Origin of the sequence: Aquamicrobium sp. (assembly GCF_023954335.1) — a bacterium.
Lineage (GTDB): Bacteria > Pseudomonadota > Alphaproteobacteria > Rhizobiales > Rhizobiaceae > Aerobium.
The window spans coordinates 203,539-222,326 of sequence record NZ_JAMLIE010000001.1 but is presented as its reverse complement, the minus strand read 5'-3'; the positions used below and the strand labels follow the sequence as shown (position 1 = coordinate 222,326).

Annotated in this window: 24 protein-coding genes; 8 read left to right on the top strand and 16 right to left on the bottom strand. The window is 67.9% G+C overall.

The window, feature by feature from the left end:
• Positions 1-38 precede the first annotated feature (38 nt).
• Positions 39-314 carry a hypothetical protein gene (locus M9945_RS01145; RefSeq protein ID WP_367943080.1) on the top strand — a complete coding sequence of 92 codons (276 nt, stop codon included), beginning with the start codon at positions 39-41 and terminating at the stop codon, positions 312-314.
• 113 nt (positions 315-427) lie between these two features.
• On the opposite strand, the gene M9945_RS01140 is transcribed toward M9945_RS01145, so the two are convergent.
• From M9945_RS01140 to M9945_RS01110, 7 genes are all read right to left on the bottom strand, one after another.
• Entirely contained in the window at positions 428-1,207 is a 780-nt protein-coding gene (locus M9945_RS01140; protein WP_367931613.1) for a succinate dehydrogenase iron-sulfur subunit, read from the bottom strand.
• A complete protein-coding gene (locus M9945_RS01135) occupies positions 1,207-1,563 on the bottom strand; it encodes a virulence factor (RefSeq protein ID WP_367943079.1) in 357 nt (118 codons plus the stop codon). The genes M9945_RS01140 and M9945_RS01135 overlap by 1 nt, the downstream gene beginning before the upstream one ends.
• Positions 1,564-1,598: 35 nt before the next feature.
• Positions 1,599-3,446: a succinate dehydrogenase flavoprotein subunit gene (gene sdhA / locus M9945_RS01130; RefSeq protein WP_367943078.1), complete on the bottom strand. Its 1,848-nt coding sequence runs from the start codon at positions 3,444-3,446 to the stop codon at positions 1,599-1,601.
• 4 nt (positions 3,447-3,450) lie between these two features.
• Positions 3,451-3,849, bottom strand: a complete 399-nt coding sequence (sdhD, locus tag M9945_RS01125; protein ID WP_367931615.1) for a succinate dehydrogenase, hydrophobic membrane anchor protein — start codon at positions 3,847-3,849, stop codon at positions 3,451-3,453.
• Between the two features lie 2 nt (positions 3,850-3,851).
• On the bottom strand, positions 3,852-4,268 hold the full coding sequence (sdhC, locus tag M9945_RS01120; RefSeq protein ID WP_367943077.1) for a succinate dehydrogenase, cytochrome b556 subunit: 417 nt from the start codon (positions 4,266-4,268) through the stop codon (positions 3,852-3,854).
• A gap of 255 nt (positions 4,269-4,523) precedes the next feature.
• Entirely contained in the window at positions 4,524-4,901 is a 378-nt protein-coding gene (locus M9945_RS01115) for a hypothetical protein (RefSeq protein ID WP_367931617.1), read from the bottom strand.
• A 187-nt stretch (positions 4,902-5,088) separates the two neighbouring features.
• Positions 5,089-5,550: a GNAT family N-acetyltransferase gene (locus tag M9945_RS01110; protein WP_367943076.1), complete on the bottom strand. Its 462-nt coding sequence runs from the start codon at positions 5,548-5,550 to the stop codon at positions 5,089-5,091.
• Positions 5,551-5,720: 170 nt separating this feature from the next.
• On the opposite strand from M9945_RS01110, the gene M9945_RS01105 reads away from it, so the two are divergent.
• Entirely contained in the window at positions 5,721-6,062 is a 342-nt protein-coding gene (locus tag M9945_RS01105; RefSeq protein ID WP_367931619.1) for a hypothetical protein, read from the top strand.
• A gap of 21 nt (positions 6,063-6,083) precedes the next feature.
• Here the strand turns inward: M9945_RS01105 and M9945_RS01100 are convergent, their stop codons facing one another.
• The 6 genes from M9945_RS01100 to rimM all read right to left on the bottom strand — a co-directional run bounded on the left by M9945_RS01100 (position 6,084) and on the right by rimM (position 11,542).
• On the bottom strand, positions 6,084-7,295 hold the full coding sequence (locus M9945_RS01100; protein ID WP_367943075.1) for a diguanylate cyclase: 1,212 nt from the start codon (positions 7,293-7,295) through the stop codon (positions 6,084-6,086).
• Positions 7,296-7,498: 203 nt separating this feature from the next.
• Positions 7,499-8,908 carry a 3-isopropylmalate dehydratase large subunit gene (gene leuC, locus M9945_RS01095; protein WP_367943074.1) on the bottom strand — a complete coding sequence of 470 codons (1,410 nt, stop codon included), beginning with the start codon at positions 8,906-8,908 and terminating at the stop codon, positions 7,499-7,501.
• A 309-nt stretch (positions 8,909-9,217) separates the two neighbouring features.
• Positions 9,218-9,751 (bottom strand): 50S ribosomal protein L19, encoded by a 534-nt coding sequence (gene rplS / locus M9945_RS01090; protein ID WP_367943073.1) that lies wholly within the window; start codon positions 9,749-9,751, stop codon positions 9,218-9,220.
• Between the two features lie 200 nt (positions 9,752-9,951).
• Entirely contained in the window at positions 9,952-10,305 is a 354-nt protein-coding gene (locus M9945_RS01085) for a DUF4260 domain-containing protein (protein ID WP_367943072.1), read from the bottom strand.
• Entirely contained in the window at positions 10,302-11,000 is a 699-nt protein-coding gene (trmD, locus tag M9945_RS01080; protein ID WP_367943071.1) for a tRNA (guanosine(37)-N1)-methyltransferase TrmD, read from the bottom strand. The genes M9945_RS01085 and trmD overlap by 4 nt, the downstream gene beginning before the upstream one ends.
• Positions 10,997-11,542, bottom strand: a complete 546-nt coding sequence (gene rimM / locus M9945_RS01075) for a ribosome maturation factor RimM (RefSeq protein WP_367943070.1) — start codon at positions 11,540-11,542, stop codon at positions 10,997-10,999. The genes trmD and rimM overlap by 4 nt, the downstream gene beginning before the upstream one ends.
• Positions 11,543-11,745: 203 nt before the next feature.
• Here rimM and M9945_RS01070 point away from each other — a divergent pair, with 203 nt between their 5' ends.
• The 3 genes from M9945_RS01070 (at position 11,746) to M9945_RS01060 (ending at position 14,367) form a co-directional block, all read left to right on the top strand.
• Positions 11,746-12,684: a tyrosine recombinase XerC gene (locus tag M9945_RS01070; protein WP_367944737.1), complete on the top strand. Its 939-nt coding sequence runs from the start codon at positions 11,746-11,748 to the stop codon at positions 12,682-12,684.
• A 93-nt stretch (positions 12,685-12,777) separates the two neighbouring features.
• The gene (locus M9945_RS01065; protein WP_367943069.1) at positions 12,778-13,221 is read left to right on the top strand and encodes a DUF1801 domain-containing protein; all 444 of its coding nucleotides are present in this window, start codon (positions 12,778-12,780) and stop codon (positions 13,219-13,221) included.
• Between the two features lie 63 nt (positions 13,222-13,284).
• The gene (locus M9945_RS01060) at positions 13,285-14,367 is read left to right on the top strand and encodes a TraB/GumN family protein (RefSeq protein ID WP_367943068.1); all 1,083 of its coding nucleotides are present in this window, start codon (positions 13,285-13,287) and stop codon (positions 14,365-14,367) included.
• 22 nt (positions 14,368-14,389) lie between these two features.
• Here the strand turns inward: M9945_RS01060 and M9945_RS01055 are convergent, their stop codons facing one another.
• Positions 14,390-14,641, bottom strand: coding sequence for a GlsB/YeaQ/YmgE family stress response membrane protein (locus tag M9945_RS01055; RefSeq protein WP_367930794.1), 252 nt, complete (start codon positions 14,639-14,641; stop codon positions 14,390-14,392).
• A gap of 270 nt (positions 14,642-14,911) precedes the next feature.
• Between M9945_RS01055 and M9945_RS01050 the strand changes: the two genes are divergently transcribed.
• Positions 14,912-15,097 carry a hypothetical protein gene (locus tag M9945_RS01050; protein ID WP_367930795.1) on the top strand — a complete coding sequence of 62 codons (186 nt, stop codon included), beginning with the start codon at positions 14,912-14,914 and terminating at the stop codon, positions 15,095-15,097.
• 97 nt (positions 15,098-15,194) lie between these two features.
• On the opposite strand, the gene M9945_RS01045 is transcribed toward M9945_RS01050, so the two are convergent.
• Complete coding sequence (locus M9945_RS01045; protein ID WP_367943067.1) at positions 15,195-16,229, bottom strand: aspartate-semialdehyde dehydrogenase; 1,035 nt, start codon at positions 16,227-16,229, stop codon at positions 15,195-15,197.
• 475 nt (positions 16,230-16,704) lie between these two features.
• On the opposite strand from M9945_RS01045, the gene M9945_RS01040 reads away from it, so the two are divergent.
• Both M9945_RS01040 and M9945_RS01035 read left to right on the top strand, forming a co-directional pair.
• A complete protein-coding gene (locus tag M9945_RS01040; RefSeq protein WP_367943066.1) occupies positions 16,705-17,091 on the top strand; it encodes a DUF6152 family protein in 387 nt (128 codons plus the stop codon).
• 5 nt (positions 17,092-17,096) lie between these two features.
• Entirely contained in the window at positions 17,097-17,567 is a 471-nt protein-coding gene (locus M9945_RS01035) for a hypothetical protein (protein ID WP_367943065.1), read from the top strand.
• A 27-nt stretch (positions 17,568-17,594) separates the two neighbouring features.
• Here M9945_RS01035 and leuB read toward each other — a convergent pair whose 3' ends face one another.
• Positions 17,595-18,701 carry a 3-isopropylmalate dehydrogenase gene (leuB, locus tag M9945_RS01030; RefSeq protein ID WP_367943064.1) on the bottom strand — a complete coding sequence of 369 codons (1,107 nt, stop codon included), beginning with the start codon at positions 18,699-18,701 and terminating at the stop codon, positions 17,595-17,597.
• Between the last annotated feature and the right edge of the window lie 87 nt (positions 18,702-18,788).

The window sequence follows — 18,788 nt, the reverse complement described above, 5'->3', positions numbered from 1 at the left end:
AGCGGCGGGACGGGTTTCATGAGCAAGGACATGGCCGGATGAACAAGGCACCCGTCTCCTTCCCCGCGAGGGTTCTCCGCAAGGAGGAATTTCTTCCCCGGTATGTTGTCGTAAAATCGGAATATGCGGTGGGCCGCGTGCACGCCTTTCCTGCCGATGTGATATTGAACGATGCGGGACCGTTCAGGCGAAACATTCGCCCGTGGGGCAAGGGCTCGGACGTATTCTTCTTCAATTTGACCGCGCCTCAATGCGACAAGGCTGGGCTCGATACGAATGACGAGTGCGTGGTCACGATAATCCCGAGGGATTGATATCGTCAGGCCCGGCTTTCGACCGTCGGTGGCCGCCCCTCATCCGACCCTTCGAGCCTCCTTCCCCCCGCAAGCGGGGTGAAGGGATAAATGCGGCGCCGACAGTCAATGCGTCAGGTCCGGCGCGCCACCATCATCTTCTTGATCTCGGCGATGGCCTTGGCCGGGTTCAGCCCCTTCGGGCAGGCCTGCGTGCAGTTCATGATGGTGTGGCAGCGATAGAGGCGGAACGGGTCCTCGAGGTTGTCGAGGCGTTCGCCGGTTGCTTCATCGCGGGAATCGATCAGCCAGCGATAGGCTTGCAGCAGGATGGCCGGGCCGAGATAGCGCTCGCCGTTCCACCAGTAGGACGGGCACGAGGTCTGGCAGCAGAAGCACAGGATGCACTCGTAGAGGCCGTCGAGCTTGGCGCGGTCCTCGTGGCTCTGCTTCCATTCCTTTTCCGGCTCCGGCGACACGGTCTGGAGCCAGGGCTGGATCGAGGAGAGCTGGGCGTAGGGAACCGTCAGGTCCGGCACGAGGTCCTTGACCACCGGCATGTGCGGCAGCGGGTAGACGCGGACCGCGCCCTTGATCTCGTCGGTGCCCTTGGTGCAGGCCAGCGTGTTGGTGCCGTCGATGTTCATGGCGCATGAGCCGCAGATGCCCTCGCGGCAGGAGCGGCGCAGCGTCAGCGTCGGGTCGATCTTGTTCTTGATGTAGAGCAGCCCGTCGAGCACCATCGGCCCGCAATCGTCGCTGTCGACGTAATAGGTGTCGACACGCGGATTGTCGTCGTCGTCGGGCGACCAGCGATAGATGCGGTACTCGCGCAGATTGGTCGCGCCTTCCGGCTTCGGCCAGGTCTTGCCCTCGTGGATGCGCGAATTCTCGGGAAGGGTGATTTCAACCATTAGCGCGCCATCTTCTTTGCTTCCAACGCAAGTTCTATCGCTGGCGTCAGATCGTTGTTGTCCTCGATACGAAGCATTCGGATGTCGCGCACCGAGGGAGCGAACCAGTCGTACTCTAAAGTGAGCCGCTGCACGGCGATTTGGCAGCGGACCGTGTCGACATCGTCGTTGCCGAAGTAAACGCTTCCCTGCTGCCTATCAAACCCGTGATTTCGCAGAAACTTGGCAATGTCGTTGTAGGCATTCTGCCACGACGCATTATGGTAACTCTTCTTAAGAGTGTCAGTGTCTAGATCGAACGTTATCGCGTACATCGCCCCCCGACGCCCTCTGTTGTGACCAAACATAACGTTCATGGCGAGGTTCCTTTAATCGCCATTCTACCACAACCTCAATAAACGCGCTTCTTGGGCGCGATCCTGGCCGGATCGATGCCGCCCTCGTCCACCGGCAGCATGGTGTCGGTGTGGACGGGGCGATAGTCGAGCGTGACCTTGCCCGCCTCGTCGACCCAGGCCAGCGTGTGCTTGCGCCAGTTCTTGTCGTCGCGCTCGGAGAAGTCCTCGCGCGCGTGCGCGCCGCGGCTTTCCTTGCGCGCCTCGGCGCCGTGGACCGTGGTGATGGCGCAGGCCATCAGGTTCTCCAGCTCCAGCGTCTCGACGAGGTCGGAGTTCCAGATCATCGAGCGGTCGTGGACCTTGATGTCCTTCAATTCGCCCCAGATGGCGGAGACGCGCTTGCAGCCCTGCGCGAGCGAATCCTGCGTGCGGAAGACGGCGGCGTCCTCCTGCATGGCGCGCTGCATCTTTTCGCGCAAGCTGGCGGTCGGCGTGCCGCCGTCGGCATGGCGCAGCCGGTCGAAGCGGTCCATGATCTTCTCGACCGCCTGTTCGTTGATCGCCGGGATGGCGCTTTCGCGGTCGATGACCTCGCCGGCGCGGATGGCGGCGGCGCGGCCGAAGACCACGAGGTCGATCAGCGAGTTGGAGCCGAGACGGTTGGCGCCGTGGACGGAAGCGCAGCCGGCCTCGCCCACCGCCATCAGGCCTGGCTGGATGCGCTCGGGATTGGTCCCATCGGCGTTCAGCACCTCGCCCCAGTAGTTGGTCGGCACGCCGCCCATGTTGTAGTGCACGGTCGGCAGCACCGGGATCGGCTCGCGGGTGACGTTGACGCCGGCGAAGATCTTCGCCGATTCCGAGATGCCGGGGAGCCGTTCATGAAGGACCGCCGGGTCGAGATGGTCGAGATGCAGGAAGATGTGGTCCTTGTTCCTGCCGACGCCGCGGCCCTCGCGGATCTCCAGCGTCATGCAGCGCGAGACGACGTCGCGGCTGGCGAGGTCCTTGGCCGAGGGCGCGTAGCGCTCCATGAAGCGCTCGCCCTCGGAATTGACCAGATAGCCGCCCTCGCCGCGCGCGCCCTCGGTGATGAGGCAGCCGGCGCCGTAAATGCCGGTCGGGTGGAACTGGACGAACTCCATGTCCTGGAGCGGCAGGCCGGCGCGGGCGACCATGCCGTTGCCGTCGCCGGTGCAGGTGTGGGCGCTGGTGGCCGAGAAATAGGCGCGGCCGTAGCCGCCGGTCGCCAGCACCACCATCTTGGCGGCGAAGCGGTGGATGGTGCCGTCGTCAAGGTTCCACGCCACGACGCCGGTGCAGACGCCGTCGGTCATGATGAGGTCGAGGGCGAAATACTCGATGAAGAACTGGGCGTTGTTCTTGACCGACTGGCCGTAGAGCGTGTGCAGGATGGCGTGGCCGGTGCGGTCGGCGGCGGCGCAGGTGCGCTGCACCGGCGGGCCGTCGCCGAAATTCTGCATGTGGCCGCCGAAGGGCCGCTGATAGATGCGCCCGTCCTCGGTGCGCGAGAACGGCACGCCGTAATGCTCGAGCTCGTAGACGGCGGCCGGAGCCTCGCGGGCGAGGTATTCCATGGCGTCGACGTCGCCGAGCCAGTCCGAGCCCTTGACGGTGTCGTAAAGGTGCCACTGCCAGTTGTCGGGGCCCATGTTCTTCAGCGAGGCGGCGATGCCGCCCTGCGCGGCCACCGTGTGCGAGCGGGTCGGGAAGACCTTGGTGATGCAGGCGGTCTTCAGTTCCTGCTCGGCCATGCCGAGCGTGGCGCGCAGGCCGGCGCCGCCGGCGCCGACGACGACGACGTCGAAGGAGTGGTCGACATAGGTGTAGGCGCTGCCCGAAACCCCCGGCCGCGAGACGTTCTTTCTGGATTCGGCCACGGTATCAGCCTCCGAAGGCGATTCTGAGCAGCGCGAACAGCGAGGCCGCGCCGACGATCAGGGAAAAGAAGACGTTGAGCATCAGCAGCGTCACGTTGAGCAGCTTGCCGTGGATGTAGTCCTCGATGATGACCTGCATGCCGAGCTTCATGTGATAGATGCCGGCGATGAGCATCAGGCCGACGGTGACGGCCACGAAGGGATTGGCGAGCGTGGCGCGCACCTCCGCATAGGACGCGTCGCTGAGCGCCACGAGCAGCCCGACGAAGAACAGGGTGAGCGGGACGAGCGCCACGGCCGTCATGCGCTGGTGCCAGAAATGGCCGGTGCCTTCCTTGGCGGAACCCAGGCCGCGGATGCGCGAGGCCGGCGTACGAAAATCATTCGTGCGGAAATCGCTCATGGTCAGGCCCCCCGCAGCATGTAGCCGGCGATCCAGATCAGGACGGTCACGGCGACCGACACGAACGGCATCGCGACGGCGACCCTGGTCGACAGATGCTTGTCGAAGCCGGCCCCCGTGTCCCAGACCAGATGGCGGATGCCGCCGATCAGGTGATGGACCAGCGCCCAGGTGTAGCCGAACAGCACGAGCTGGCCGATCCACGAGCCGTAGACCCAGGCGACGGTCTCGAAGCAGTCCTGCGAGACCGCGGCGGCGATCAGCCAGGCGGCGACAAGCAGCGTGCCGAAATAGAGCGCGGCCCCGGTGATGCGATGGATGATCGACATCGCCATGGTCGGGATCAGTGTGTAGACCTGCAGATGCGGTGAAAGCGGCCGCGCGCGGGGCCTCTCGTGGGTGGCTGCGGATTTGCTCATGGCTCCCCCAATCTCGCGGCTATGCTCCGGAGCTTCGCGAAAAGAAGGAACTGGTTCCGGGAGACAGCCTATGGCTGCCGCTTTCTAATGCGGATTTTGCGCCGCGTCAAAGCCGGAAAACCACGGCAGGGCTTCCGTTTAGCGGAATCTATGAAATCGGGTGCGGGGCGGCGGGCAGTTCAATCGGTTGAAGCCCGATGCCGGGGTTTGCCGGCCGTGCCGCGCGGCCGGCGAGGAGGCGCCGCGCCCGGCGAATCACTGCTTGCAGGCGATCGGCTCGCGCCCGGCCTTCATCCACAGCGCCTCGCCGTCTTCGACGACGAGCGCCATGTTGCCCTCGCCGAAGCGGTTGCTCTGGGTCGGCGGCGAGGCGGGAAGGTCGTAGCTCGACCCTTCGGGCTCGACCAGCCGCACCGCGCCGCGCATGGCCTCGACCATGATCGGCCCATCCTCGCCGCAATTGTAGGTGACGCGCCGGGGCTGGGCCGGGCCGGTCTCGACCGACTGGAGCGAGGAGACGCCGGAAGCGCCGTCGGCGACGCAGGCGGAAAGGCCGAGCGCGAGCCCCGCAATGAAGAGGGCGCGCAGGGCCGGGCGGGCGGAACGTGGAATCGCCGTGGTCTTCGCAGTCATGGGCGCGAGACTTAGCGCCAATCATGGCGAAAGATCAACGGGCCGCGCCACGATGCGCGCAGGCGCCCGCGCGACGCGGAATCGAACCCTTCAGGGTTCGCAAGGGCGACCGCCCGCCGGCCGGCCAGGCCGCCCCGCCGGAGGCGCGCGCAGCGAGCTGCCGTGAGGCAAAAGAAAACCGAACCCCTCAATTGTCCTCGAAGCGGATGATGTAGGAGGTCCAGTCGGCGGGGGAGGCGATCTGCTCGTAGAGGCGGCGGCCGTCCTCGGGCTGGCGCGGCGCGTTGAGGATCAGGCGCGACCAGGCGCGCTCCTCGGCCCGGTCGGCGAGGAGATCGATCAGCGCCTTGGCGATGCCCTTGCTGCGGTGGTCGTGGTGGACGTAGAGGTGGTCGACCTGGCCGCAGCGCAGGCCGGTGATCGGGTCGGGCAGGTCGGTGAAGATGGCGAAGCCGACGAGGACGCCGTCGAGCCGCGCGCCGATGATCTCGGCCGTGCGGTCCTGAAGCAGGCTCTCGGCATGGAACTCGTCCGGTCGGCGCGGCGCGCCGCGCTTCAGCGCCGGGGCATAGGCGGCAAGCAGCGGGGCAAGCTCGCGCGCATCCTTCAGCCGCAGCAGCGAGATGTCGATCTGGGGGTCGGAGGCCATGCTTTTCCTTTCGGGCTCGTCCTGTCGGGCCGGATGGCCGGCCGTTCCGTTAACCATATAATGCAAAGGCAGGCCACAATCACGCATGGCGGGTCTTAACAAAGGTTAATAACGCGTTAAGTTTCTGCGAACGGGACGCGCCGTTTCCCGCAACCACAGGAGCGAACGTCATGCGCATGATCTCCGGTCTTGCCGCCGCAGCGGTGGCGACGATGCTGACCCTCACCGCCGCCGGCGCGGCCGATGACGGGCGCGACCGCGTCCATGCCGACAGCTTCGGCAATCTGGTGATCTACAGCCATGCCGGCTACAAGCGCATCATCGTCGGCATGGGCGAGGTGGCGCAGGCCTACCAGCTCACCGGCTCCTATTACGAGCCCGAGATCGCCGTGCGGGAAGCGCCGCGCGAGGCGCGCCGCTGCTGGCGCCCGCCTTATGTCTGGCACGGGCGCAGCCACATGTACGGGCTGGACAGGGGCGAGGTGCCGCAGGCCCCCATGGTCTGCCGCTGATCCTCTCTTCAGGCCTTTCCGTCAGGCCGAGATCGCCAGGGCGTTGTCGCCGCCCCTGCCGTAGGCAAGGCTGAGCCGCACGCGGTCGCGCCCCGCATGCTTGGCCGCGTAGAGCGCGGCGTCGGCCCGCGACTGCAGCGAGGCCGCGCTTTCCGCCGGGGCGATCTCGGCGACGCCGAAGCTGGCGGTGAAGCGCCAGTCGGCCGGGAAGCCGTCGATGCCGCGGCTGGAAAAGGCGGTGCGCGCGCTTTCGGCGAACAGGCGGCCGGCGGCAAGGCTGGAGCCGGGCAGGAGGATGGCGAACTCCTCGCCGCCGATGCGGCCGAGGACATGGTGGCCGGCCGCCCCTTCCTGCAGCGTGGCGGCGAAGGCGGCGATCACCCTGTCGCCCGCCGCATGGCCCCAGGTGTCGTTGACCTTCTTGAAATGGTCGAGATCGCAGATGACCAGCGAGACGGGCGTGCCGTCGACCGGCAGGCGGCCGACGATGTCGGCGAGCCGCTCCTCGAAGCCGCGGCGGTTCAGGAGGCCCGACAGCGAATCGGTCTCCGAGCGGGCGGTGATGTCCCTGACCATGTCGAGGATGAGCCCGGCGAGCAGGATGAGCGCCGTGGCGACGAGGAAGACCGCGCCCATGGCCTGCGAGGCCATCGCATAGGTGGTCGACAGATATTCCTGCGCCGTAGCGCCGTTGCCGCCGAGCAGGATGGCGAGAAACGGCTTCGACAGGAAATGCAGGGCGCTGAAGCCGAGGAAGGCGGCCAGAGCCACGTCGATCCTGCGCCGGCCGGCCGGCCGGGTCGCCGAGGCGTGCAGCACGATGTAGAGGCCGATCGCCTGCATCAGGAAATACGGCCCCTGATAAAGGAAATTGCGCAGGAAGCTGCCGCGCGGCAGGCCGGGGATCAGCATGGCGGCAACGACCGAGGCCGCGACGGCCGCGATCAGGATCAGGCGCGGCGGCGCGGTCTCGTAGCGGTGGGCGAGGCCGATATTGAGCAGCAGGAGCGAGACGAGGAACGCTTGATGCCCGAGGAAGACCCCGAGGCTGACATTGGCGAAGAGGGGAAGCAGGAACTCGAGCACGATATAGACCATGCCGAAGACATAGGCCCCGGCGAACCAGCGCGCCGAGCGGTAGCGGCGGTCATAGGCCGCGATCAGCAGGAAGCTGACGCAGAAGAGGCCCGCGACCGCGAGATTGATGATCAGGATGAAACCTGCGCCACTCATGCCCTGTAACCCATCCGGACGTGGCATGATGAGGCAGAGGGGCGAAAATCCGGTTAACGCAACGCGCGGCTGTCGAAGCCGCCGGACGCAACCGCTCGTCGCCGTCCGGCTTGTCCGGTGGCGAAAAGCAAACCGGGCCGCGTCGATGGCGCGGCCCGGCCGCTGTCCGTTCCGGGGCGGGCGGTGCTGGCGCCACGCGCCCGTCAGTGCCAGTCGCGGATGTCGACGAAGTGGCCGGCGATCGCCGCCGCCGCGGCCATGGCCGGCGAGACGAGATGGGTGCGGCCCTTGAAGCCCTGCCGGCCCTCGAAATTGCGGTTCGAGGTCGAGGCGCAGCGCTCGTAGGGGTTGAGCCGGTCGTCGTTCATGGCGAGGCACATCGAGCAGCCCGGCTCGCGCCAGTCGAAGCCGGCCTCGATGAAGATGCGGTCGAGCCCCTCGGCCTCGGCCTGCGCCTTGACGAGGCCCGAACCCGGAACGACCATGGCGCTGACCGTGGGCGCGATCTTCCTGCCCTCGAGCATCTTCGCGGCGGCACGCAGATCCTCGATGCGGCCGTTGGTGCACGAGCCGATGAAGACGCGGTCGATGGCGATGTCGGTCATCTTCGTGCCCGGCGTCAGCCCCATATAGTCGAGCGCGCGCTTCTTGGAATTGCGCTTGTTCTCGTCCTCGATCGCGTCGGGGTCCGGCACGACGCCGGTGACGGCGGCGACGTCCTCGGGCGAGGAGCCCCAGGTGACGATGGGCGGCAGCTTGGCGGCGTCGAGCACCACGACCTTGTCGAAATGCGCGCCCTCGTCCGAGCGCAGCGTCTTCCAGTAGTCGACGGCGCGCGCCCACGCCTCGCCGGTCGGCGCGCGGGGCTTGTCCCTGACATAGGCGAAGGTCGTCTCGTCGGGCGCGATCAGGCCGGCGCGGGCGCCGCCTTCGATCGACATGTTGCAGATGGTCATGCGGCCTTCCATCGACAGCGCGCGGATCGCCTCGCCGGCATATTCGATGACGTAGCCGGTGCCGCCGGCGGTGCCGATCTCGCCGATGATGGCGAGGATGATGTCCTTGGCGGTGACGCCCTCGGGCAGCTGCCCGTCGACGCGCACCAGCATGTTCTTCGCCTTCTTCTGGATCAGCGTCTGGGTGGCGAGCACATGCTCGACCTCCGAGGTGCCGATGCCGTGGGCGAGCGCGCCGAAGGCGCCGTGGGTCGAGGTGTGGCTGTCGCCGCAGACGATGGTCATGCCCGGCAGGGTGAAGCCCTGCTCCGGCCCGATGATGTGGACGATGCCCTGCCTGATGTCGGCCGCGTCGTAATACTCGACGCCGAAATCGGCGGCGTTCTTCGCCAGCGCCTCGACCTGGATGCGGCTTTCCTCGTTCTTGATGCCGAACTTGCGGTCGGGCGAGGTCGGCACGTTGTGGTCGACGACGGCGAGGGTCTTTTCCGGCTGGCGCACCTTGCGGCCGGCCATGCGCAGCCCCTCGAAGGCCTGCGGGCTGGTCACCTCATGGACGAGGTGGCGGTCGATATAGATGAGGCAGGTGCCGTCTTCCTGCCGGTCAACGATGTGGTCGTCGAAAATCTTGTCGTAGAGGGTGCGCGGTGCGGTCATTTTGCGTCGATCCGTCGATATGGGCCATCGGTATGAAGGCTAAGGAAGAACGAAAGCCGGCGGCGGCCGGCGGGCGCGCTCAGGACGCGCGCGTAAGGCGCGCGCCGGAAAGGCGGGCGAAGAAACGGGCCGGCAGGCGCTTGACGTCCTGAAGGACGAAGCGCGTGTAGGCCGGATGTCCGAAAAGCTCTTCCATGCCCTGCTCATACCAGCCTTTGCGGCGCGCGACAATCGCGGCGCTTCCTCAAGCCGGCTTACATGAAAATGGCGGCCGGAGCCGCCATGTTCAACAGTCCCTCGCGGGGCGACCTATTCGGCCGACGCTTCCGCGGCGACCTTCTCGGCGGCGGCCTTTTCAGCGGCCTCGGCGGCAGCCTTCTCGGCGGCGAGCGCCTCCGCGGCGGCGACCTTCTCGGCCTCGATCCGCGCCTTCTCGGCGGCGAGCGCCTCGCGCTCCTCGTCGTTCAGCTTGCGGGCACGCACGCCGGTGTTCTCCGAGATGCGGGCCGACTTGCCGCGGCGGTCGCGCAGGTAATAGAGCTTGGCGCGGCGCACCTTGCCGCGGCGGATGACGTCGACGCCCTCGACGAGCGGCGAATAGACCGGGAAGACGCGCTCGACGCCCTCGCCGTAGGAAATCTTGCGGACGGTGAAGTTCTCCTGGAAGCCCGAGCCGGAGCGGGCGATGCACACGCCCTCATAGGCCTGCACGCGGGTGCGGTTGCCTTCGGTGATGCGCACGTTGACGCGCACCGTGTCGCCGGGCTGGAATTCGGGGAGCTTGCGCTTCTCTTCGATCTTGGCGGCCTGCTCGGCCTCGAGCTGGCGAATGATGTCGACCATCGTCCTGATCCTTGGTTCTTCTCGAACAGCCAGAGCGCTCGACCCTCGCCGCTTCAGCCAATGGCCGCGCGGCTATGCCCTGGAAAGGCAGGAGCGGTTTCGCCAGTTCTTTGGTTGGCGGATGTCCGGCTTAGCCCGGAACTGGCGCGGCGATACACAATTTGCGGCAAAGAATCAACTGCCGGCCTTCTTTCGGGCGGTCAATGCCTGCCGATGCGGCCGAGATGGGTGTCGGAAAAGCCGCTTTCGTGCTTCAAACCATAGCCCAGCGCCCGGTCGATGCCGATATGGGCGGCCCAGACCAGCGCGACGGAGACGGCGGGCGGCTCCTGCCACAACCAGCCGGCCGCGCCGGCGAGGACCGGGCCGATCCAGCTATGGGCGGCGTTGTAGACGCGCGCGCCGACCCTCGGGCCGCGCAGATAGCCGATGAAGGAGAGATCCGGCACGAGGATCAGGGCGGCGAACAGCCACCAGCTCGCGCCGCTCACCCAGTAGAGGCCGATGGCGAGCGCCGCCAGCGCGGCGTTCTCCAGCCGCAGCAGGCGGATCATTCCTCGCCCTCCCTTGCCGGCAACAGGTCGGGCCGCCGCTCGCGCGTCAGCTTCTCGGCTTCCTCGCGCCGCCAGGCCGCGATCCGCCCATGGTTGCCCGAGGTGAGCACGTCGGGAATCGCGCGCCCCTCGAAGAGCTGCGGCCGGGTGTAATGCGGGTGCTCGAGCAGGCCGCCCTCGAAGCTCTCCTCCTCACCCGACGCCTCGTTGCCCATGACGCCGGGCAGGAGCCGCACCACGGCGTCGAGCAGCGTGAGCGCCGCCGGCTCGCCGCCGGAGAGGATGTAGTCGCCGACCGAGACCTCCTCCAGCGCCCGCGCCTCGATCAGCCGCTGGTCGACGCCCTCGAAGCGGCCGCACAGGATCACCGCGCCCGGCCCGGCGGCGAGCGCGCGCACGCGCGCCTGCGCCAGCGGTTTTCCGCGCGGGCTCATCAGCAGCTTCGGGCGCGGGTCGCCTTGCGGGGCGGCGTGGTCGATGGCCCTTGCCAGCACGTCGGCGCGCATCACCATGCCTGCGCCGCCGCCGGCCGGCGTGTCGTCGACCGTGCGGTGGCGGTCGGTGGCGAAGTCGCGGATCTGCACCGTCTCCAGCGACCACGTGCCGGCTTCCAGCGCCCTGCCGGCGAGCGAATGGCCGAGGCTGCCGGGGAACATCTCTGGATAGAGCGTCAGCACCGTGGCGCGGAAGCTCATTCTCCTTCCCCGCCTTCGCCGTCCTCGTCCTCGCCGAGCCCGGCCGCCGCCGTGTCGATGCGGACGAAGCCGCCCGCGATCGAAATCTCGGGAATCGCCGCCAGCGTGAACGGCACCATCGCCGTCCGGCCGCCGGCGAGCGCGATCTCGACGATGTCGCCGCCGCCGAAATCCTGCATCGCCGCGATCCTGCCGATCTCGCCGCCCGTCTCGTCGCGGACGGCAAGGCCGATCAGGTCGGCATGGTAGAACTCGTCCTCTTCGAGCTCGTCGGGCAGCGCCGAGCGGTCGACATAGAGCGCGGTGCCGGTCGCGCCTTCCGCCGCCTCGCGCGAGGTGATCTCGCGGAAGCGCACCACGAGCACGGTCTTGGCCGGACGCAGCGCGGCGACCGTGTAGGTCCGGCCCGTCTCGTCCTGAAGCGGGCCGTAGTCGCCCAGCGCCAGCGGGTCGCCGGTGAAGGTCTTGACCCGCACCTCGCCCCTGACGCCGTGCGCCGCGCCGATGGTCGCCATCCGGACCGGATTTTCGAGCTTTTTCATCGCTCGTCTGTAGCGGCGCGGCGGGCGGGGATCAATGTTTCTCGCTCACGGGCCGCACCGCCGCCTCCGGCGGCTGGCCCTCCGCGGGGGCGGGCCACGAGGCCCGACGCCCGGTCGGGCTTGCGGCCTGCGGCCGTTTGGCGGGTTTTCGGGAAAGCGGTTTGATTCACCGGGCGCTAACCACGATCCTCCACAGTGGCGGCATGGAACAGTTCCTCATCCCCGCCGGGCCTGACTTGCAGAAGGCGCGGGCAGATTGGCTTGCCGCGCTGGCGGGCGAGCGGCGGCTGTCGCCGGCGACGGTCGAGGCCTATGAGCGCGACACGCGCCAGTTCCTGCATTTCATGACCGGGTACAATGGCGGCGCGCCTGGCATCGCCGATATCGCGGCATTGAAGCCGGTCGACCTGCGCGCCTTCCTCGCCCGGCGGCGCAAGGACGGCGTCGGCGCCCGCTCGCTCGGGCGCGGGCTTGCCGGCATCCGCTCGTTCCTGCGTTTCCTCGAGCGGCGCGGGCTGGTCAACGCGGCCGGCGCGGCGGCGATGCGCGCGCCGAAGCAGCCGAAATCGCTGCCGCGGCCGCTGACCGCGCGCGACGCGCGCACGGTCGTCTCGGCCGAGGGGCAGCTCGCGGACGAGCCGTGGATCGCGGCCCGCAACGCCGCCGTGCTGACGCTGCTCTACGGCTGCGGCCTGCGCATCTCCGAGGCGCTGGCGCTGACCGGAAGCGACCTCGCGGACGAGAGCGGGACGATGCTGCGCGTCACCGGCAAGGGCGGCAAGACGCGGCTCGCCCCGGTGTTGCCGGCCGCGCTGCGGGCCGTCGCCGAATACCGCCGGCTCTGCCCTTTCCATCTCGATGCCGACGGGCCGCTGTTCCGCGGCGCGCGCGGCGGGCCGCTCAGGCCCGAGATCGTCCAGCGCGAGATGGTCAGGCTGCGCTCGGCGCTCGGCCTGCCCGACAGCGCGACGCCGCATGCGCTGCGCCATTCCTTCGCCACTCACCTCCTGGCCGGCGGCGGCGATCTGCGCACCATCCAGGAACTTTTGGGCCACGCCAGCCTTTCCACCACGCAGATCTACACCGGCGTCGACACGGCGCGGTTGCTCGACATCTACGACGCCGCGCATCCGCGCGCCTAGAGCAGCGGGCGTTCTGACGAACGCCGGCTCCGCTGCTCCAGTTTTTTCTTAGCCGCATTTATGCGACGTCAGACGATTCCGTCTGACTGCAAAATGCTCCAGAAGGAGAATGCGATGGCAGGGAAAGCGACGGACAAGCCCGTGCTCTTGTCGGGCGGCAACCCGCAGATCCCCAAGGGTTACGGCGACGCGCCGGTCGAGGCCTATCTCGCCGCCATGCCGGGCTGGAAAAGCGGCGTCGGCCGCCGCATCGACGCCATCATCGCGCGCACGGTTCCCGGCGTGTGCAAGGCGGTGAAATGGAACTCGCCCCTCTACGGCGTGGAGGACGGCCTCTGGTTCCTGAGCTTCCACTGCATGACCAGATACATCAAGGTCGCGTTCTTCCGAGGCGCGGCGCTCGACCCCGTGCCGCCGGTGGCGTCGAAGCAGCAGAACGTGCGCTATTTCCACATCCACGAGGGCGAGGCGTTCGACGAGGCGCGGTTCGCCGACTGGGTGGCGCAGGCCAGCCGCCTGCCCGGCGAGAAGATGTGAGCGGCCTCGTCATCCACCGCCGCGCTTAACGGTTTGGCCGCATTTCGCCGCTAGCGTGCAGGCATGAACCCGCGCAGCCTCGCAATTTCCGAACGCGCCGCCGAGCTTGCCCTGAAGGGACTGGCGGCGCTCAACATCCTTTTCCTCGCCGCCTTGCTGGCGACGCTGGCCTTTTCCGTTCCGCGCGCGGCGGCGCAGGGCGCGCCGCCGGTTGCCTGCACCGGCGAGAACCTCCTCGCGGCGCTGGAGCGCGACGATCCGGGCAAGCTGGCCGACATCCGCGCCGAGGCGGCCGAAGTCGTCAACGGCAAGGGCGTTCTGTGGCGGATCGAGAAGGACGGGGTGGAGCCGTCCCACCTCTTCGGCACCATGCACATGGCCGACCCGCGCGTGGTCGCGCTCGGCCCTAAGGCAAGGGAGGCGTTCGGCGGGTCCTCGACCGTGGTCATCGAGACGACCGAGGTGCTCGACCAGGCCAAGGTGATGGCGGCGATGCTCGCCAATCCGGAGCTGACCATGTTCACAGACGGCACGACGCTCTTGTCGCTGGTGCCCGAGAGCGAGCGGGCCGCGCTCGAGGCCGCGCTCGCCGAACGCGGCATCCCGCCGGCGAGCGTCGCCAAGATGAAGCCGTGGATGATCTCGGCGATGGTGGCGCTGCCGGCCTGCGAGCATGCGCGCAAGGCGGCCGGCGCGCCGGTGCTCGACGCCCAACTGGCGAATGACGGCGAGGCGGCGGGCAAGGCGCTGGGCGGGCTGGAGACCATCGCCGACCAGCTCGGCGCGATGGCGTCGCTGCCGATGGAGTTCCACATTCGCGGGCTGATCGATACGCTGAAGCTGGGCGAGGCCGTCGACGACGTGATCGAGACGATGGTGGTGCTTTATCTCGCCGAGGAGACCGGCATGTTCTGGCCGTTCTTCCGCGCCGCGCTGCCGGCCGGCGGCGATGCCGACGCTGCCGGCTTCTCCGCCTTCGAGGAAACCATGGTCACGGCGCGCAACCGCACCATGGCCGACCGCGCCGCGCCCTTCATCGACGCGGGCGGGGCCTTCATCGCCGTCGGCGCGCTGCACCTGCCCGGCGAGGAAGGCGTGATCGAGCTGCTGCGCGAAAAGGGCTACCGGGTCGAGGCGATCCGGTAACCCCTGCCGCGCGGCTGGCGCGTCAGCTCCTGACGGCGCGCGCGCCGGCGATCAGGATGCAGGCGCCGACGAAGCCGGCGACGAGATAGCCGAGCCAGCCGCCGAACGAGACGCCGAGCAGGCCGAGCAGGAAGCTCGCCACCGCTGCGCCGACGATGCCGAGAATGATGTTGGCGAGAACGCCGGTGTTGCTGTTCATGAAGTTGGATGCGATCCAGCCGGCGAGACCGCCGATGATGATGGCCGCGATCCAGCCGATGCCTGCGTCGTCCATGACCCTCTCCTTGCACTGTAATGTTGCCGGACCAACGGGAAATGCGAAGACGCCGCGAATGGTTCCCGTGTCCGTTTCACGCCAAACGTGATTTGGCGAAGCCGCGAACGGCTGCTAGCCTTCCTGTCGTTGCCCGGAGCATTTTGCGGCCGGACGGGATTCGTCCGGTGTCGCACGATGCGGCAAAGGAAGCAGGCCGGGGCGGCAGGATCGCGCAGTTGCCCGGCCCGCTGTCCGGCATGTCAACCAAGCAAGCCGAGGAGACCACGCATGAAGACCGTTCTTGCCGTAGCCGCCGCTCTTGGACTTTCGCTGTCCGTGGCGAGCGCCTGCCCGATGAAACGCGACACGACCGCCTCGGTCGACAAGGGGACCGTCGCCAGCATCAAGGCGCCCGTTCAAGCCCCGATCTCGACGCCGGCGGACGCCGACACGAAAAAGGAGAAAGCCGGCTAGGCTTTCTCCTTCTCGCATGAGCTCTATCTGGCCCGCCTCGCCCGCCTGAGGCGGTGGCGCGGGCCTTTGCGGCAGCGCCACCGGATGGGAAAGCAGGTCAGGCGGCCTGCTTCTTCGGCTGGATCAGGCCGCGCGCGACGAGCAACTCGGCGATCTGCACCGTGTTCAGCGCCGCGCCCTTGCGCAGGTTGTCGGAGACGACCCACATGTTGAGGCCGTTGTCGATGGTCGGGTCCTCGCGGATGCGGCTGATATAGGTCGCGTCCTCGCCGGCGGATTCGTGCGGCGTGATGTAGCCGCCGTCCTCGCGCTTGTCGATGACGAGGCAGCCGGGCGCCTCGCGCAGGATGTCGCGCGCCTCGTCGGCGGTGATCGGCTTCTCGAACTCGATGTTGACGGCCTCGGAATGGCCGATGAACACCGGCACGCGCACGGCCGTGCAGGTGACCTTGATCTTCGGGTCGAGCATCTTCTTGGTCTCGGCCGTCACCTTCCACTCCTCCTTGGTCTGGCCGTCTTCCATGAAGACGTCGATATGGGGAATGACGTTGAAGGCGATGCGCTTGGTGAACTTCTTGCGCTCGACCGGATCGTTGACGAAGACGGCGCGCGTCTGGGTGAACAGCTCGTCCATGCCCTCCTTGCCAGCGCCCGAGACCGACTGGTAGGTGGCGACGACGACGCGCCTGATGGTGGCGCGGTCATGCAGCGGCTTCAGCGCGACGACGAGCTGGGCCGTCGAGCAGTTGGGGTTGGCGATGATGTTGCGCTTCGAGAAACCCTCGACCGCATCGGGGTTCACTTCCGGGACGATCAGCGGCACGTCGGCGTCGTAGCGCCAGGCCGAGGAGTTGTCGATGACGACGCACCCTTGCGCGCCGATCTTCGGCGACCATTCCTTGGAGACGTTGCCGCCGGCCGACATCAGGCAGATGTCGGTGTCGGAGAAATCGTAGGTGGCGAGGTCCTTCACCTTCAGCGTCCTGTCGCCGTAGGACACTTCCGTGCCGACCGAGCGGCGCGAGGCGAGCGCCACGACCTCGTCGGCGGGGAAGCCGCGTTCCTCGAGGATGGTGAGCATTTCGCGCCCGACATTGCCGGTGGCGCCAGCGACTGCAATCTTGAAACCCATTCCGGTTGCTCCTTGTCGGAGCGCGATCCCGTCCCGGAAAAACCGGCCGCCGCGTTCGATTCAGACGGGCTTTCGGTTCGGCATCGCGCTCGATCTCTCCGCTTGTTCGTTCAGGAGAAGCCCCGCCGGCCGCCGCGGGGTCCGCCTCCCTCGGGCCGGACCCGGGGAGAGGGGCGAGCAGGCCAAAGGGGATCAGACCGTTTTCGCGGTCGTGGTCTTGGCCGTGGTTTTGCCGGAATGCACGCGCGAGGACCCGGCCTCTGGCGCGGAGAAAATCCCGCCGGAGGCGTAAAGTGCCAGAAATGCAGTCACAAGGCCGCGCATCGCGTTGATCCCGGTTCGCGCCCGCCTTTTACGCCCTTCGGCACAAGAGTCAATCGGCGCCATCGCGGCGATCAGGCGTAAGTGATTTGACGCCCGCCCGGCGCACCATAGGCTTTCCGGCGGGGAGGCTGATCCGATGCAGGAGGAACACATGGCCGTCTCCGCCTTCTTCCGCGCCGCCCTCGCCGCCGCGGCGCTCGCCGCTTCCGGCGCGCCCGCGGCGCTCGCGCATCACGGCTGGGCCTGGACCGAGGACGGGTTCTTCGAGCTGACCGGCACCATCACCGCGATCTATTACGGCAATCCGCACCCGACGCTGGACGTGGACGTGGAGGGCGAGGTGTGGCGCGTCGACCTCGCCACGCCGCGGGCCACGGCCCGCGCCGGCTTCATGGAGGACACGGCAAAGGTCGGCGACGAGGTCACCGCCATCGGCAACCGCTCGCGCGACGCGACAGAACGCTGGATGAAGGCCGCGCGGATCGTCGTCAACGGCGCCACCTACGACGTCTATCCCGACCGGGCGCCATCGAACTGACCGGGATGCTGCCCGATCTCCTCGCCGCCGTCGAGCGCCTGCCCGTCGTCGGCGCGCTGAAGGCGTCGTTCTACGCCTATCCGCTGGTCAACGCGCTGCACATCCTGTCGATCGGCATGCTGGTCGGCGCGGTGGTGCTGATGGATCTGCGCATTCTCGGCCTCGCGCGCGGGGTCGAGCGGGAGCCGTTGCTGCATCTGATGCGCGTCACGGCGGCGCTCGCCTTTCCGGTCGCGGCGCTGACCGGCCTCGCCCTGTTCTCGGTCCGGGCGGGGGAGTACGCGGCCAATCCCGCCTTCCAGGCGAAGCTGGCGCTGCTCGTCCTCGCCGGGCTGAACTTCGGGGCGTTCCGGCGGATCGCTGCGCCGGCGGCGGCCGGCACGGCCTATCCGCCGGCCGCCAAGGCGCTGGCGGTGCTGTCGATCGCGCTGTGGCCGGCGATCCTCGTCGCCGGCCGGTTCACCGGCTTCCTGTGAGGACCGCCCGGCGCATATGAGGGGAGCTCAGAGCGTGCGGAACTTCTCGACGATCGCGTCACCCATGGTCGTGGTCGACACCTCGGTCATGCCGTCCGACATGATGTCGCGCGTGCGGTAGCCGTCGTCGAGAACGGCCGAGATCGCGGCCTCCAGCCGGTCGGCCTCGGCGACCATGTTGAACGAGTAGCGCATGCACATGGCGAAGGAGGCGATCATGGCGATCGGGTTGGCGATGCCCTTGCCGGCGATGTCGGGCGCGGAGCCGTGGACCGGCTCGTAGAGCGCCTTGCGCTTGCCGGTCTTGCCGTCCGGCGCGCCGAGCGAGGCCGAGGGCAGCATGCCGAGCGAGCCGGTGAGCATGGCCGCGACGTCGGACAGCATGTCGCCGAACAGATTGTCGGTGACGATGACGTCGAACTGCTTGGGCCAGCGTACGAGCTGCATGCCGCCGGCGTCGGCCAGCATATGGTCGAGCTTGACGTCGGAATACTTCGCCTTGTGGGTGGCGCTCACCACCTCGTTCCACAGCACGCCCGACTTCATGACGTTGCGCTTTTCCATCGAGGTGACGTGGTTCTTGCGCGTGCGCGCCAGCTCGAAGGCGACGCCGGCGATGCGCTCGATCTCGTAGGTGTCGTAGACCTGGGTGTCGATGCCGCGCTTCTGGCCGTTGCCGAGGTCGATGATCTCCTTCGGCTCGCCGAAATAGACGCCGCCGGTCAATTCGCGCAGGATCAGGATGTCGAGGCCCTCGACCACCTCCGGCTTGAGCGAGGAGGAGGCGGCGAGCGCGGGATAGCAGATGGCGGGGCGCAGGTTCGCGAACAGCTCGAGATCCTTGCGCAGCCGCAGCAGGCCGGCCTCGGGGCGCACCTCGTAGGGCACGACGTCCCATTTCGGCCCGCCGACCGCGCCGAACAGCACCGCGTCGGCCGCGAGCGCCCGCGCGACGTCGTCCTCCGAGATCGACTGGCCGTGCGCGTCGTAGGCGCCGCCGCCGACCAGCCCTTCCTCGGTCTCGAAGCCGGCGCCGAGATCGGTGTTCATCACCGCGATCAGCTTGCGGACTTCCGCCATCGCCTCGGGGCCGATGCCGTCGCCGGGAAAGAGAAGGAGTTTGCGCGATGCCATGAGGGGAACCTTTCAGGAGATGAGCGACTCAGAAGAGATACGGCTGGCGCCTCGCTGGCGGCTGGGCGGCCGGGCTTGAAACGGCGA